This is a genomic window from Mesorhizobium sp. C399B (assembly GCF_030323185.1).
Classification (GTDB): Bacteria; Pseudomonadota; Alphaproteobacteria; order Rhizobiales; family Rhizobiaceae; genus Mesorhizobium.
This window is the reverse complement of the sequence record NZ_CP100472.1, coordinates 26903-42556: the sequence shown is the minus strand read 5'-3', so window position 1 is coordinate 42556 and position 15654 is coordinate 26903. Positions and strand designations below refer to the sequence as shown.

The 15654-nt window shown below is 64.1% G+C and carries 13 protein-coding genes; 9 read left to right on the top strand and 4 right to left on the bottom strand.

Going from position 1 to position 15654, the window contains the following annotated elements; translation table 11 throughout:
- Window positions 1-17 precede the first annotated feature (17 nt).
- Window positions 18-788 carry a triose-phosphate isomerase gene (gene tpiA / locus NLY36_RS00200; protein ID WP_023688559.1) on the bottom strand — a complete coding sequence of 257 codons (771 nt, stop codon included), beginning with the start codon at window positions 786-788 and terminating at the stop codon, window positions 18-20.
- Window positions 789-934: 146 nt separating this feature from the next.
- Here tpiA and NLY36_RS00195 point away from each other — a divergent pair, with 146 nt between their 5' ends.
- From NLY36_RS00195 to NLY36_RS00175, 5 genes are read left to right on the top strand one after another with little or no spacing between them, the layout of a single operon-like run.
- Window positions 935-2830: a peptidylprolyl isomerase gene (locus NLY36_RS00195; RefSeq protein ID WP_023688560.1), complete on the top strand. Its 1896-nt coding sequence runs from the start codon at window positions 935-937 to the stop codon at window positions 2828-2830.
- A 31-nt stretch (window positions 2831-2861) separates the two neighbouring features.
- Window positions 2862-3872 carry an anthranilate phosphoribosyltransferase gene (gene trpD, locus NLY36_RS00190; protein ID WP_023684712.1) on the top strand — a complete coding sequence of 337 codons (1011 nt, stop codon included), beginning with the start codon at window positions 2862-2864 and terminating at the stop codon, window positions 3870-3872.
- A 3-nt stretch (window positions 3873-3875) separates the two neighbouring features.
- The gene (gene trpC / locus NLY36_RS00185) at window positions 3876-4688 is read left to right on the top strand and encodes an indole-3-glycerol phosphate synthase TrpC (RefSeq protein ID WP_023684711.1); all 813 of its coding nucleotides are present in this window, start codon (window positions 3876-3878) and stop codon (window positions 4686-4688) included.
- 2 nt (window positions 4689-4690) lie between these two features.
- On the top strand, window positions 4691-5173 hold the full coding sequence (moaC, locus tag NLY36_RS00180; protein ID WP_023684710.1) for a cyclic pyranopterin monophosphate synthase MoaC: 483 nt from the start codon (window positions 4691-4693) through the stop codon (window positions 5171-5173).
- Window positions 5174-6379 carry a molybdopterin molybdotransferase MoeA gene (locus NLY36_RS00175; RefSeq protein ID WP_023736582.1) on the top strand — a complete coding sequence of 402 codons (1206 nt, stop codon included), beginning with the start codon at window positions 5174-5176 and terminating at the stop codon, window positions 6377-6379.
- A gap of 44 nt (window positions 6380-6423) precedes the next feature.
- On the opposite strand, the gene NLY36_RS00170 is transcribed toward NLY36_RS00175, so the two are convergent.
- On the bottom strand, window positions 6424-7254 hold the full coding sequence (locus NLY36_RS00170) for a hormone-sensitive lipase (RefSeq protein WP_023736581.1): 831 nt from the start codon (window positions 7252-7254) through the stop codon (window positions 6424-6426).
- A gap of 166 nt (window positions 7255-7420) precedes the next feature.
- Here NLY36_RS00170 and NLY36_RS00165 point away from each other — a divergent pair, with 166 nt between their 5' ends.
- Complete coding sequence (locus tag NLY36_RS00165; protein WP_023671045.1) at window positions 7421-9046, top strand: AMP-binding protein; 1626 nt, start codon at window positions 7421-7423, stop codon at window positions 9044-9046.
- Entirely contained in the window at window positions 9043-9879 is an 837-nt protein-coding gene (gene kynA, locus NLY36_RS00160; protein WP_023748414.1) for a tryptophan 2,3-dioxygenase, read from the top strand. Before NLY36_RS00165 ends, kynA begins: the two co-directional genes overlap by 4 nt.
- A 106-nt stretch (window positions 9880-9985) precedes the next feature.
- Here kynA and kynU read toward each other — a convergent pair whose 3' ends face one another.
- On the bottom strand, window positions 9986-11233 hold the full coding sequence (kynU, locus tag NLY36_RS00155) for a kynureninase (protein WP_023696564.1): 1248 nt from the start codon (window positions 11231-11233) through the stop codon (window positions 9986-9988).
- A 167-nt stretch (window positions 11234-11400) separates the two neighbouring features.
- Between kynU and NLY36_RS00150 the strand changes: the two genes are divergently transcribed.
- Both NLY36_RS00150 and lexA read left to right on the top strand, forming a co-directional pair.
- Window positions 11401-12165 (top strand): GntR family transcriptional regulator, encoded by a 765-nt coding sequence (locus tag NLY36_RS00150; protein ID WP_023688568.1) that lies wholly within the window; start codon window positions 11401-11403, stop codon window positions 12163-12165.
- 206 nt (window positions 12166-12371) lie between these two features.
- The gene (gene lexA / locus NLY36_RS00145; protein WP_023693449.1) at window positions 12372-13154 is read left to right on the top strand and encodes a transcriptional repressor LexA; all 783 of its coding nucleotides are present in this window, start codon (window positions 12372-12374) and stop codon (window positions 13152-13154) included.
- Here lexA and NLY36_RS00140 read toward each other — a convergent pair.
- A complete protein-coding gene (locus tag NLY36_RS00140) occupies window positions 13148-15604 on the bottom strand; it encodes a ComEC/Rec2 family competence protein (RefSeq protein WP_023736580.1) in 2457 nt (818 codons plus the stop codon). The genes lexA and NLY36_RS00140 overlap by 7 nt on opposite strands.
- Between the last annotated feature and the right edge of the window lie 50 nt (window positions 15605-15654).

Below are 15654 nucleotides of genomic sequence, written 5' to 3'. Positions count from 1 at the left end.
CAACGAAATTCCGGGGCCTACGAGATATTCTGGTATGCCTCGGCGATGGCGAGAAAGTCGGACGCCTTCAGGCTGGCGCCGCCAACCAGCGCGCCATCGACGTTTTTGACGCCTAGCAGTTCGACAGCGTTGGACGCCTTGACCGAGCCGCCATAGAGGATGCGCATCTTGCCGGCCACGGCTGCGCCGAGCGCTTCCGCCAGTTTTTGGCGGATATGCGCGTGCGCCTCCGCCACGTCTTCGGCGGTCGGCGTCAGGCCGGTGCCGATAGCCCATACCGGCTCGTAGGCGATAACGGTGTTGGCGGGCGTTGCGCTCGGTGGCACCGAGCCGGCGACCTGGCGCGATAACACGTCGAGTGCTGTGCCCGCTTCGCGCTCGGCCTTGGTCTCGCCGATGCAGATGATGGCGACGAGCCCTGCCCGCCACGCCGCCGAGGCCTTGGCGAGGACGATGGCATCGTCCTCGCTGCGCTGTTCGCGGCACTCGGAATGGCCGACAATGACGTGGCTGGCGCCCGCATCCTTCAGCATCTCGGCTGAGACGCAGCCGGTGAAGGCGCCGCTTTCCTTGATGTGGCAGTCCTCGCCACCGGCCCGCACCGGCGTGCGCGACAGGATTTCGACGGCGCGCGACAGTAAGGTCGCCGGCACGCAGACCAATGCTTCGGTCTCTGCGTCGAGCCCGCTCATGAAGCCGTTGCCGATCATCCTGAGCTCGTTCAGCGAAGCGCTGGTGCCGTTCATTTTCCAGTTGCCGGCAACGAGCGGTCGAATTCCTGGCGTCATGGGGATCTGGTCTCCGGGCGACATTGGGGTCTCGCCCTCCCTATCAAAATCAGGCCACAAAGCAATCGACAGTGAGCCGGAAGGGCGCTATTGCGCTTGTTTCAGACTCGGGCGCACGCAAAACTGCGCAAAAATCGGAAGTAACAATGCTTGGTATATTGAGAAGCGCGGCAGGGACCTGGGTCGCGAAAGCCCTGCTGTCGCTGCTGGTGTTGAGTTTCCTTGCCTGGGGCGTCACCACGCGGATGACGGGCGGCTTCCTGGCTGGCCATCATGCGGTGATCACCGCCGGCAGCACCACCGTGTCGATCACCGAGTACCGCCTCGCCTACGATCGCCAGATCGCCATGCTGCAGCAGCAGATCGGCCAGCGCATCAGCCGCGACCAGGCCAAGGCCTATGGCATCGACAACCAGGTGCTGGCTCAGTTGGTGTCCGGCGCCGTCCTTGACGAACAGGCGCGCAAGCTCGGGCTTGGCTTCTCCAAGGACAGGCTGGCCGAACTGACGCGGCAGGAACCCGCCTTCCAAGGCCCGAATGGCCAGTTCGACCGCCGGCTGTTCGAATCCCGGCTGCGCGAACTGGGAATGCGGCCGGAGGATTATCTGAAGAACCGGGCTCAGGTGGCGGTGCGCCAGCAGATCGTCGAAGCGGTTTCGGACGGCCTCAAGGCTCCGGACACCTTCTTCAAGGCAGTTGCGCTCTATCGGGGCGAAGACCGCACCATCGACTATCTGATCTTGCCAAAGGCGTTGGTGGAGCCCATCGAGGCGCCATCCGACAGCGTGCTTCAGGCTTATTTCGAGGCCAACAAGAAAACCTACGCGGCGCCAGAATACCGCAAATTCTCCTATGTCCGGCTCGAGCCCGAAGACATCATGGATGTCAGCGCCGTAACGGACCAGCAGGTCAGCGACGACTACAACAAGAACAAGGGCCGCTACACCACGCCGGAAATGCGCACCATCGAACAGCTGGTGTTCCCTTCCGCGGACGCCGCCAAGGCGGCATCCGATTCGCTGAAGACGGGCGCCACTTTCGACAAGATCGTCACCGCGCAGGGCAAGACCCCGGCCGACACGCTGCTCGGCACGCTCTCCAAGGATAAGATCACCGACAAGGCGGTCGCCGATGCCGCATTCGCGCTTGCCGTCAACGAAGTCAGCCCGGTCGTCCAGGGCGCGTTCGGTCCGGTGCTTTTGCGCGTCACCGAGATCAAACCGGAAACGGTGAAGCCGCTGGCGGAAGTGTCAGACCAGATCCGAAAGGATTTGGCGCTCGGCGAAGCAAGCCGCATCCTGCTCGACGTGCACGACAACTACGAAGACACCCGCGCCGCCGGCAGCACGCTGGCCGAAGCCGCCGCCAAACTGAAGCTCAAGGACGTCACCGTCGAGGCCATAGACCGCACCGGCCTCAAGCCGGACGGCACCATCATCAAGGACCTGCCGGCATCGCCGGACCTGATCAAGGCGGTGTTCGAGGCCGAGCCCAACACCGAGAATCAAGCCCTGACCACGCCTAACAACGGCTTCGTGTTCTATGAACTGACATCGATCACGCCGGCTCGCGACCGCACGCTGGACGAAGTCCGCCAGCGCGTGGTGGCGGACTGGACGACAGAGGAAACGACCAAGCGGCTGACCGCGAAAGCAGACGAACTCGACAAGCGCCTCAAGGCTGGCACCACACTCGACGTCATCGCCGGCGAACTGAAGCTTGAAAAGCAGACCAAGCGCGGCGTGAAGCGCGAGGCCGACGATGTCGATTTCGGCAAGGAGGGTGCTGCTGCGATGTTCGGGGTCGGCGAAGGCGGCACCGGGCTGATCCCCTCGCCCACCGGCGACGGCCAGATCCTGTTCAAGGTCGCCGAAGTGTTCGAGCCGGCCGGAGCCGACGCCAGCTCGGTACCCGACGATGCGCAAAAATCCTTCACGCAAGGCATGTCCGACGATCTGCTCGACCAGCTGGTGGCGCAGTTGCAGACGCAGTACGCCGTCAGCGTCGACCAGGCCGCCGTTTCCCAAGCCCTCGCCCAATGAATGGCCTTAGCCCAATGAACGTCTTGGCCCAATGAGCGCCCTGAAGACCCATATCGCCAAGGTCGCCACGGGAACCGGGCTTACCTTCGAGGAAGCGCGCGAAGCTTTCGACATCATCATGTCTGGCGACGCGACGCCGGGCCAGATCGGCGGCTTCCTGATGGCGTTGCGCGTGCGCGGGGAGACCGTGAGCGAGATTTCCGGCGCCGTCGCCACCATGCGTGCCAAGATGCTGCGCGTCGAAGCTCCTGAGGGCGCCATCGACATTGTCGGCACGGGCGGCGACAATTCGCATTCAGTCAACATCTCGACCGCTTCGGCCTTCGTCATTGCCGGCTGCGGCGTGCCGGTCGCCAAGCACGGCAATCGCGGCCTGTCGTCGCTGACGGGCGCTGCCGATGTGCTGGTCGCGCTCGGCGTCAAGATCGATATCCTGCCAGAGGTGATCGGCCGCTGCATCCAGGAGGCCGGCGTCGGCTTCATGTTCGCGCCGGCGCACCACCCTGCGATGAAGCATGTCGGCCCGACCCGCGTCGAGCTCGGCACGCGTACCATCTTCAACCTGCTCGGACCGCTGTCCAATCCGGCTGGCGTCAGCAGGCAGATGGTCGGCGTGTTCCTGCCGGAATGGATCGTGCCGGTGGCCGAGACATTGAAGGCGTTGGGCACCGAGCATGCCTGGGTGGTCCATGGGGATGGCTATGACGAAATCACCACCACCGGCGAAACGCAGGTGGCGGAACTGGCCGGCGGCGAGATCCGCCATTTCACGCTCACCCCGGAAGCCGTCGGCCTGCAGCGCCACACCAAGGACGAGTTGCGCGGCGGCGACGCCGCCTACAATGCCACGGCGTTGCGCGACATGCTGAGAGGTGCTGCCGGGGCCTATCGCGATACGGTGCTGATGAACGCCGGCGCCGGCATGGTGGTGGCCGGCAAGGCGACGACGCTTGCCGACGGCATGGCCGCGGCCACACAGGCCATCGACAGCGGCCGGGCGCTGGGCGTGCTCGACAGGCTGGTCGAGATTTCGAACGGATGAGCCGTGGCTGACATTCTGCGCAAGATCGAGGCCTACAAGCGCGACGAGATCGCGGCGGCGAAGGCGCGGATACCGTTGGCCGAGATCAAGGCGCGAGCCAAGGATGCCGACGCACCGCGTGGCTTTCGGAGGGCGCTTGAGGCGAAGCGCAGATCGGGCAGCTTCGGCCTGATCGCCGAGATCAAAAAGGCAAGCCCATCCAAAGGCTTGATCCGTGCCGATTTCGACCCGCCCGCACTGGCGCAGGCCTATGAGAAAGGCGGTGCCGCCTGTCTTTCGGTGCTGACCGATGCGCCATCCTTCCAGGGCGCGCCGGAATTTCTCACCAATGCACGGAAGGCAGTGTCCCTGCCCGCGCTGCGCAAGGATTTCCTGTTCGACCCTTACCAGGTCTACGAGGCTCGCGCATGGGGCGCCGATGCCATCCTGATCATCATGGCCAGCGTCGATGATGCCTTGGCGAGCGAATTGGAAGCGACCGCGTTCGAACTCGGCATGGACGCGCTGATCGAGGTGCATGACGAGGCCGAGACGCAGCGCGCGGTAAAACTCTCGTCGCAGCTGATCGGCATCAACAACCGCAATCTCAGAACATTCGAGACCAGCCTCGAGACCTCGGAACGGCTGGCATCGATGGTGCCGGGCGGCCGATTGCTGGTCAGCGAGAGCGGAATTTTCACCCACGACGATTGCTTCAGGATGCAAAAGACCGGCATCAGCACCTTCCTCGTCGGCGAGAGCCTGATGCGGCAAGAGGATGTCGCTGCGGCAACGCGGCTGCTTTTGACAGGCAAGGCGAAAGCAGAGGCCATCTGAGGATGGCAGCCGCCCTCACCCATCTCGGCGCCAAGGGCGAGGCCAACATGGTCGATGTCGGCGAGAAGGCGGAGACGACGCGCACGGCGGTCGCCGAGGGCTTTGTCTCGATGCGGGCCGAAACCCTGAAGATGATCCTCGACGGCGACGCCAAGAAGGGCGATGTGCTGGGTACCGCGCGCATTGCCGGCATCATGGCTGCCAAGAAAACGCATGAGCTGATCCCACTCTGCCATCCGCTGCTTTTGACCAAGGTGTCGGTCGACATCGAACCGGACACCACGCTGCCCGGCCTCAGGGTCACCGCGCTCGCCCGCGTCACCGGCAAGACCGGGGTCGAGATGGAGGCGCTGACCGCGGCATCTGTCGCGTGCCTGACCATTTACGACATGGCCAAGGCGGTCGACCGCGCCATGGTGATTTCCGGTATAAAGCTGGTGGAGAAGACCGGCGGCAAGTCCGGCGACTACAAGGCGGGTTCGTAAATGGCGCTGGTTCCGGTCGCCGAGGCGCTTCAACGCCTACTCGACGGCGCTGTGGCGTTGCCCGGTGAAAGCGTCGCGCTGGCGGATTCGGCCGGCCGGGTGCTGGCGGAGCCGGTCGTGGCGCTGCGTACCCAGCCGCCTTTCAATGCATCTGCCATGGACGGCTATGCCGCACGGGCGCGGGATGTGGCGACCCTCCCGGCGAGGCTTTCGGTGATCGGCAAGGCGCCTGCAGGGCGAGGCTTTGACGGCGCTGTAGGTAAGGCGGAAGCTGTGCGCATCTTCACCGGCGCGCCGCTGCCGGAAGGCGCAGACACCATCGTCATCCAGGAGAATGTCCGCGATCTCGGCGGTGGCCGGATCGAGGTCACCGAACCGACGGCGAAGAACCGTAACATCCGCCGCCTTGGACTGGATTTTGCCCAAGGCGACGTGCTGCTGGAGAAAGGCCGCGTGCTCGATCCGGCTGCATTGTCGCTGGCGGCGTCGGCCAATCATCCCCGGTTGAACGTGGTGCAACGGCCGCTGGTCGCCATCATCGCCACCGGCGACGAATTGCTGCCACCGGGCAGCGAACCTGGCCCCGCCCAGATCATCTCGTCCAACGCCTATGGCGTCGCTGCTGTGGCGCAGTCGGTCGGCGCTCGCGCGCTCGATCTCGGTATAGCGGCCGATCGCAAGGAAGCGATCGCGGCGCTGGTGAAAAAGGCGGTCGATGCGAAAGCCGACGTCATCGTCACGCTCGGCGGCGCCTCGGTCGGCGACCATGATCTCGTTCATGACGTGCTGACCGGCGAAGGCATGAACCTCGACTTCTGGAAGCTCGCCATGCGCCCGGGCAAGCCGCTGATGTTCGGGCGGCTGGGCGATATCAGGTGCATCGGCCTGCCCGGCAATCCGGTGGCGAGCCTGGTCTGCTCGCAATTGTTCCTGAAGCCGCTATTGGCGCAGCTCGGCGGCCGTCCCCACCGGCAGGACATCCGCCAGGCTCAGCTTGGCGCCTCGATGCCGGCCAATGATCTAAGGCAAGACTATGTGCGCGCCGTGGTCCGGGAAGAAGCCGGCGCATTGGTGGCGACGCCGTTTGGCATCCAGGATTCCTCGATGCTGAGAATGCTGGCCGACGCCAACGGCCTGATCGTGCGCGAGCCCTTCGCTCCGGCGGCAGAAGCAGGCGCTGCTTGCAGCATTCTGATGTTGCGCTGAGGTCGCGGATCCAAACCGTTAATTCCAAGAGACAAGACTGGTTGTTACTCCGCCAGCAATGTCCGCGTCAGCGGATGTGTCGGATCGGCAAGCCCGTCGACGATGCTGAAATGATGCCGGTCCGGCTCGACCACTGTGCTGGTCGTGGCGCCGAGGCCGATCCAGATGTTGGCAAGCAGCGCATTCTGGCGCAGGAACTCCGCCCGCTCACCGCCGCCGGCCCAGCAGGTGATGCGTGCGCCATCCATCGGGCGCAGCAGCGCCGGGCTTTCGGCCAGTGCTTCCGCTTCATCGATGGCCAGTGTCCCATTCATCCCGGTGCGCATGATTGGCCGCAGGTCATGGACGCCGGAGATCGAGACGACATTGCGAACGCGGCCCGCCACATCGGCGGCCAGGGGTGTCGTTGTCGTCACCATCCTGGAGGCGAGATGGCCGCCGGCGGAATGCCCGGTCAGCATCACCGGCCCGCCGACCATCGTCGCCGCCTTGCCGATCGCCGCCGCGATTTCCCTGACGATGCCGGAAATGCGTATGTCGGGACAAAGCGTGTAAGTCGGCATTGCCACGGCAAAGCCATTGGCAACCGCGCCGTTGGCCAGATGCGACCATGGCTTGTTGTCGAACGCCTTCCAGTAACCGCCATGGATGAAGACGACGAGCCCTTTGGGCATGACATCGGGAAGGAACAGATCGAGCCTGTTGCGCGGGCTGTCGCCATAGGCGATGTCGAGCTTGGCCCGACCGGACGCCGACATTGTGTCGCGAAAAGCCTGTGCCGGTGTGTCCCACGCGGCCGGCCAGCGATTGCTGCCGGCAATGTTGTCGCCGTTGGCGTAGGCATTGTCCCAATCGGCAACACGATGTTGGAGCATCTGCATCCCTCCCGGATGGCTTCAGTTCAGTCGACAGGAATGGCCGCCGAACAGGGCGGCGTCAATCCTGCGACCTAAAAACATTTTAGGCTTGAAACAAATTTCGACTGGTGCGATCCTGCGCCTTGTTCAGCCATGGGCGCGAGGCAGACAGGGGCAGCCGAAAATGCTTGGGCCATCAGCGCATATCGACACATTCACGCGCGACAACCTGCCGCCGCCGGAGCAATGGCCGGAGTTTTTGCTCGACGGCTTCGACTATCCCGACCACATAAATGCCGGCGTCGAATTGACCGACAGGCTGGTCGAAAAAGGGTTCGGCGACCACACCGCGCTGATCGGCAATGGCCGCCGCCGCACCTACAAGGAACTGTCCGACTGGACCAACAGGCTCGCCCATGCCCTGGTCGAGAATTATGGCGTCAAGCCGGGCAACCGGGTGCTGATCCGCTCGGCCAACAACCCGGCCATGGTCGCCTGTTGGCTGGCCGCCACCAAGGTTGGCGCGGTGGTCGTCAACACCATGCCGATGCTGCGCGCCGGCGAACTCGCCAAGATCGTCGACAAGGCGGAAATCACGGTTGCGCTTTGCGATACAAGGCTGATGGACGAGATGACCGCCTGCGCCAAGGGCAGTGCGTATCTCAAGCAGGTCATTGGCTTCGACGGCACGGCCAACCATGACGCGGAACTCGACCGCGCCGCCCTCGACAAGCCGGTCACCTTCACTGCCGTCAACACCGGCCGCGACGATGTCGCCCTGCTCGGCTTCACCTCCGGCACCACCGGCGTGCCGAAGGCGACGATGCATTTCCACCGCGACCTGCTGATCGTCGCCGACGCCTATGCCCGCGAAATCCTGGAGGTGACGCCCGACGACATCTTCGTCGGCTCCCCGCCCCTTGCCTTTACCTTCGGTCTTGGCGGGCTCGCCATCTTCCCGCTGCGTTTCGGCGCCGCGGCGACGCTGCTGGAACAGGCGACGCCACCCAACATGATCCACATCATCGAGACCTACAAAGCGACCATTTCCTTCACCGCTCCAACCGCCTATCGGGCCATGCTCAAGGCCATGGATCAAGGCGCTGACCTGTCCTCGCTGCGCGTCGCGGTTTCGGCGGGCGAGACGCTGCCGGCGCCTGTCTTCGAGGAATGGACTGAGAAGACCGGCAAGCCGATCCTCGATGGGATCGGCGCCACCGAGATGCTGCATATCTTCATCTCCAACCGCTTCGACGACATGAAGCCGGCCTCCACCGGCAAACCCGTCGGCGGCTATCAGGCACGCATCGTCGATGACGAGATGCGGGAGCTGCCGCGCGGCTCTACTGGCCGGCTGGCGGTGCGCGGCCCGACCGGCTGCCGCTACATGGCCGATGCCAGGCAAAAGGACTATGTCCGCGATGGCTGGAATCTCACCGGCGATACGTTCACGCAGGACGAGGATGGCTTCTTCCACTTCGCCGCGCGTTCCGACGACATGATCGTCAGCGCCGGCTACAACATCGCCGGCCCCGAGGTCGAAGCGGCGCTGCTCTCGCATCCCGACGTCGCCGAATGCGCGGTGACCGGCGCCGAGGACGGTGAACGCGGCCAGATCGTCGAGGCGCATATCGTGCTTGTGCAAGGTGTTTCGCCGGACGCATTGACCGTCAAACGCCTGCAGGACCACGTCAAGGCAACGATCGCGCCCTACAAATATCCGCGTTCGGTGAAGTTCATCGACGCCTTGCCCAAAACCCAGACCGGCAAGATCCAGCGCTTCCGGTTGCGCGCGGAGAAGAGCAATTGATTAAGCCGCACGATCCGGCGTCCGATGGCGCGCAGATGTCGTTCAAGGAGCGGATGTCCTACAGCGACTATCTGCAGCTGGACAAGGTGCTCGATGCGCAGGCGCCGCTGTCTTCGGCCCATGACGAGATGCTGTTCATCATCCAGCATCAGACATCGGAATTGTGGATGAAGCTCGCTTTGCACGAGATCGGCGCCGCGATCCGCTCTATCCGCGCCGACCGCCTCGAACCGAGCTTCAAGATGCTGTCTCGCGTCGCGCGCATCTTCGAGCAGCTCAACAATGCCTGGGACGTGCTGCGCACGATGACGCCAAGCGAATACACCGAGTTTCGCGACGCGCTCGGCCAATCCTCGGGCTTCCAGTCGTGGCAGTACCGCGCTATCGAGTTCATGGCCGGCAACCGCAACCTAGCCATGCTCGGGCCGCACAAGCACCGGCCCGATCTTACGGACAGGCTGGAAGCGATCCTGGCCACGCCGTCGCTGTACGACGAGGCGCTTCTGCTTTTGGCGCGCAATGGCTTCGACATCGGCGCCGATGCCGGGCGCACGGACTGGCGCGAGACGCGCGTCGAGAACGAAGACGTGCTGGCTGCCTGGCAAACCGTCTACCGCGACCCGCAGCGCTACTGGATGCTCTACGAACTGGCCGAGAAGCTGGTCGACTTCGAGGATTACTTCCGCCGCTGGCGCTTCAACCACGTCACCACGGTCGAGCGCATCATCGGCTTGAAGCGCGGCACGGGCGGCACCTCAGGCGCCTCCTATCTGAAGAAGATGCTGGAGGTTGTGCTGTTTCCGGAGCTCTGGACGGTCCGCACCCGGCTCTAGAGCATTTCACCGTTTAACGTAAACGGCGAAATGCTCTAGCTCTTTGATTTGACGCAATTGCGGACGGAAAACCGCTTCACACTTTTCCTGAAATTGCTCTAGTTCCTCAGGTGACCGCGGTCTTCACCGCGAAGCGGGCGTCCTGCCAGGCGCCGGTGCGCAGAATATCCTCCAGGACTTCGACCGCCTGCCAGACATCGCCATATCCGACATAGAGCGGCGTGAAGCCGAAACGGATGGTCGACGGCGCCCGGAAATCGCCGATCACGCCGCGCTCGATCAGCGCGCGCATCACCTGATAGCCATGCGGATGGAGGAACGACACCTGGCTGCCGCGCTGGCTGCCGTCGCGAGGACTTTCCAGTTCAAGCCCGTAGGCGCCGCATCTGGCTTCGACGAGCTGGATAAACAGGTCGGTCAGCGCGATGCTTTTTCTGCGCACCGCCGCCATATCGACGTCGTTCCAGATATCGAGCGCGCCCTTGAGCGCCCGCATCGACAGCACCGGCTGCGTTCCGCACAGGAAGCGGCGAATGCCGCTGCCGACGGCAAAGCCCTGCTCGAAGGCAAAGGGCCGCGCATGGCCCCACCAGCCGCTGAGCGGCTGGTGGGCATCGTCATGGTGGCGCTCGGCCGCGTAGATGAAGGCTGGCGAGCCCGGGCCGCCATTGAGGTATTTGTAGGTGCAGCCGACGGCGAAATCGGCATTGGCACGGTCAAGTTCGACCGGCAAGGCGCCGGCCGTGTGGCAGAGATCCCAGATGATCAGCGCGCCGGCGTCATGTGCCTTGCGCGTCAGCGCCGCCATGTCGCGCAACTGGCCGGATTTGTAGTTGACGTGGTTGACCAGGATGACGGCAACGCTGTCGTCGATCAGCTCCTCGATTGCGGCCGCGTCGACGCCCTCCAGCCGCAGCCGCGTTCCCGGCCGGGTCGAGGCGACGCCTTCGGCCATGTAGAGGTCGGTCGGGAAACTGTCGCCCTCGGCAACGATGACCGACCGATCCGGCCGCATGCCGAGCGCTGCGTGCAGCAGCTTGTAGATGTTGATCGAGGTTGTGTCGCAGACCACCGTCTGCCCATCAGCCGCGCCGATCAGTCGCCCGAGCTGATCTCCGAGTTCCACCGGCATGTTGAACCAGCCGGCGGTGTTCCAGGCGCGAATGAGATCGTGCGCCCATTCCTGCGTGGCGGCCTGCTGCAGTTCGCTGAAGACGACCGCTGACGCGGCGCCCAGGGAATTGCCGTCGAGATAAATCACGCCTTGCGGCAAGACAAAGCGTTCGCGCATGGAGCGCAGCGGATCGGCGGCATCCATTGCTTCGATTGTAGCGAGATCGGGTGTCGTGCTCATGATCCGGCGCCCCTCCATGGACAAACGCGCGCGGCGGAGCCTGCCGCCCAAACATGCCGGCGATCTTGAGTGGTCGCCCTTGAACTGTCAAACATTATATATAATTCACCCATTGAAAGGCTTTGATATATAATGATCCGCCGAGCGTTTATGTCTGATGGATCACGATGCTGGATGACGAGCAGACCTCGAAGACGGAAGCGGCCTATCGCCTGCTCAGGCGCGATATTCTTGCGACCCGGCTGGCGCCTGCCGCGCCGTTGAAGCTGAGCACGCTGCGCAACACCTACGGCATCGGCTGGACGCCGTTGCGCGAGGCGCTGTCGCGGCTGGAGGCGGAACGGCTTGTGACCGCCATCAGCAACCGCGGGTTTGCGGTCGCTCCCGTCTCTCGGGCGGAGCTCGAGGATTTGGCGCGTGCGCGGCTGGTGGTCGAACTGCCCCTGCTGGTGGAATCGATCGAGGAGGGCGACCGTGAGTGGGAAGACGCGGTCGTTGCCGCCCACTATCGTCTCTCACGGTGCGGGTCTGTTCTCGACGATCCATCGGATGATGCGGTCGACGCGTGGTACGAAAAACACGATGCCTTCCATGCGGCGCTGCTCAGTGCCGCGACATCCAGCTGGCTGCTGCGCTTCAATGCGACGATTTCCGACCAATTGCATCGCCATCACCGCTTTCTGGGTCTGGCCCCGACGCTGCGCGCCGCCGCCGGCCGCACGGATGGCCACCGGAAGGCCGTGGCGGCCCTGCGCGACGCCGTGGCGATCGAACACCATACCGCCCTGATGGAAGCGGCCCTCGATCGCGACGTCGAACGTGCGAAAACTCTGATGACCGCTCACATCGGCTACACGCTGCAGGTCTATGCCCAGAGTGAACCCGGCGCGGATGCTGCGCAGCCCCGTCCGAAAAGGAAGCGGCGATCGTAGCCGACGACGCAGGGCACTTTGTCTTCGTTTCACCCCGTTGCCGGCCAACGACTACGAGCGCCGCTCGGCGGTGCCGAACGTCACGCTGAACAAAACGTCAACACATTCATTAAACTTTAAAAGGTTGCGGAACACAACTGGAACAGATAGTGTTTGTTCTGGGTTTGTTTTTTCTGATTCTGGTTTCAGAACCCCTGGGGGCCGCGATGCTGACGCGCAAACAACATGAGCTTCTGATGTTCATCCATGAACGCCTGAAGGAGAGCGGAATCCCGCCGTCCTTCGATGAGATGAAGGAAGCGCTTGACCTCGCCTCCAAGTCCGGCATCCACCGCCTGATCACGGCGCTTGAGGAGCGCGGTTTCATTCGCCGGCTGCCGAACCGGGCGCGCGCGCTGGAAGTGCTGCGGCTGCCCGACTCGATCGCACCAGGCCTCAATGCGGCGAGGAAGTTTTCGCCGAGCGTCATTCAGGGCAGTCTTGGTCAAACCGGCCAAGGGCAAGGCGGCCAAGGACAAGGCGCGATGGGCCAAGGCGGTATCGGCCGCCAGATCAAGCCGGGCTCGCCGTCGCGTTCGATGTCGGCCGGCAATGACGACGCCGTTTCGGCGGTGTCGATCCCGGTGATGGGACGCATTGCTGCCGGTGTGCCGATCGACGCCATCCAGCATCAGACCCATTCGATCTCGGTGCCGCCCGACATGATCATGGGCGGTGAACACTACGCGCTCGAGGTCAAGGGCGATTCGATGATCGAGGCCGGCATTTTCGATGGCGACACGGTCATCATCCGCAATGCCGACACAGCCAGCCCCGGCGAGATCGTGGTGGCGTTGGTCGACGATGAGGAAGCGACCCTGAAACGCTTCCGCCGCAAGGGCGCCTCGATCGCCCTGGAAGCCGCCAACCCGGCCTACGAGACCCGCATTTTTGGACCGGACAGGGTGAAGGTGCAGGGCAAGCTTGTCGGATTGATCCGGCGCTACTGAGCCGGCTTGGGTTTGTACTTTTCACGCTGGTTGTAAGGCGGCAGGCCGCGCGCTTCGCGGGAGAAGCGGCGTTGCTCGTGCCAGGGGCGATACGGCTTGTCGACGGCGAAGCGGATGGTTGGCGCTGCAGCTGCCGATTGCGGATCGAAGAAGACGGCGGCGCTGCCGTCGCGGGCCAGCTGTTTCTTCGTCACGACCAGCACCAGCGGGTCGCGGCACGGATTGTAGGCGGTGGCGTCATCGATGACGATCAGGCTCGCGAAGGCACAGGCCGGCCGCGCCGTCTTGCGGTCTTTGGCAAGGGCTACAATGGCTCCGGAAGGGTGTCGGGCGATACAGAGATCGCCCATGCAATAGAAGGGCGACCCGGGCGGCAGATCGAGCGGATCGAGATCGAACCGCGTATCTGTTGCCTCGAAAATCTCGGGCGGGATAATGGTTTCGGCCCGCAGCGCCCGTTTCCAATTGTCCGTGGTGAATTCGTTGGAGCGTTCGCGGTTGAGGGCGAGTTCGCCGCCACCTATCGGCATGGCCACCAGATGTGCGTCCTCGGATATGAGCACGTCGGGCGTAAGCACCTGCGGCACCGTCAACAGGCCGGCCAGCGCGAAAGGCACGGCCGCCAGCCTGAGCCAGGTGGTGGCCATGGTGGCGATGACGAGGGCGACCGCCACCAACAGCACCGAGCGGATGGAGATCAGCCCGACGGCGTCGACCGGCGAGCGCTCGGAAATCCAGGCCGATATAGCGATCATCGCCATCAGACCCTTGCCCATCACATAGAGGAACGGCCCGTCGGCGCCGAACGGCATCGCCAGTGCGCTGAGCACGGCAAAGGGCATGACGATCAACGAAACAATCGGCATCACGGCCAGATTGGCGATCAGGCTGAGCGGCGACACACGCTGAAAATGCCAGATGGCGAACAGCAAGGTTGCACTGCCGGCGATGATCGAGGTCATGGCGAGGCCGCCCATGGCCAGCGCGAATTTTCGCGACAGGAAGCCGACGAAGGAGCGCTTTGCCAGCGGCGTTCTCACCTTGTCGGCGCGGTAATCGGCCCAGCCGGCATAGGCGCCGACAAGGGCGGCGGTGGCGGCAAACGACATCTGGAAGCTGGGACCGACCACCTCGTGCGGCGACACCAGGATGACGGCGATGGCGGAGATCGCCAGATTGCGCATGGTGAGTGCGGCGCGATCAAACAGCACGGCGACAAGCATGACCGCCAGCATGATGAAGCTGCGCTCGGCGGCAACCACGACGCCTGAAATAACGAGATAGGCGGCGATGGAGACGAGTGCTGCCACTGCTGCATATTTCTTGACTGGGCGGCGCGAAGAGAAATCGGGAAACAGCGCAAAGGCGCCACGCAGCAACGCCATGATGGTGCCGGCAACCAGCGCCATGTGCAGGCCGGAGATGGAGATGATGTGGTAGATGCCGGTGCGCCGCATCGCTTCGTTGACCTCGTCCGGGATGCCGGCGCGCACGCCGACAATCAACGCCGCGGCAATCTCGCCTTCGGCGCCGCCGATCTTGCCCCTGATATGGTCGGCAATGTTTTCGCGCGCGTTCTCGATTGCCGAGGAGAGCCGCGCGGCCAGCGGCGGCGGTCCCTGCGTAGCAATGGCTTTCGGATTGCCGAGAAAGAAGCCGCTGCCGCCGATACCGGTGAAATAGCTGTCGAAGGAGAAATCGTAGCTCTCCGGCCGCACCGGACCGGTCGGCGGCAACAGCCTGGCATAGCCGGTGATCAGGGAGCCGGCGGTCATATCGGCGGGAACGGTCCGCGCCGAGAGCCTGACCCGCTTCGGGGCGTAGCGCAACTCGGGGTAAGCGGTCGAAACCACGTCAAGCGTCAGCCTGATGCGCCCGCTCTCCATCTGTTCGAGACTGACGACGCGGCCGGTCAGCCGTGTCTGGATCTCGGAGCCGAGCATCTGCGTTCCGGCGCGCCAGGTCTCGACCTTGGCGGCGACGACGCCGAGCGCGCACAGCATCGCGGCCATGCAGAACAGATGCGTCCTCGGCCGAGGTCGCGTGGCGACAGCGCAACATGTCGCCAGCACCACAATGGCGATTGGCTGCGCAAAGCCGGGCTCGCCGGCCAGCGAGAAATAAATGATGACGCCGGCCGCCAGGAAAACCGGCACCAGCAGGAAGGCGACGCCCCGGTCGAGCTCCGTGTTGGCGGCCGCGGCAAGGCTGCGGCGGAGCGCGGGCCATGACGGACGGTGAAGCCGTCTGCGCAGGCGGGCGATAGATCCGGGCGCTGTGACTTGCGCCGGCAAGGCGTGACCGGGCAGCGCAGGCGCGACGCCGGGATGCGGCTCAGGCAGCGCGAGGGGCAGCGGCTCGGCATAGGGACTATCGGCAAACAGCGAGCGTTCGCTGACGCTTGCCTCGGCGCCTTCGCCTTCCTTCGTGCCCCGGCCACGTCCAGCCATCGGGTCTGCCCCTTGCGCCCCAGACCTCCTATGCTACATGAACGCGCAAA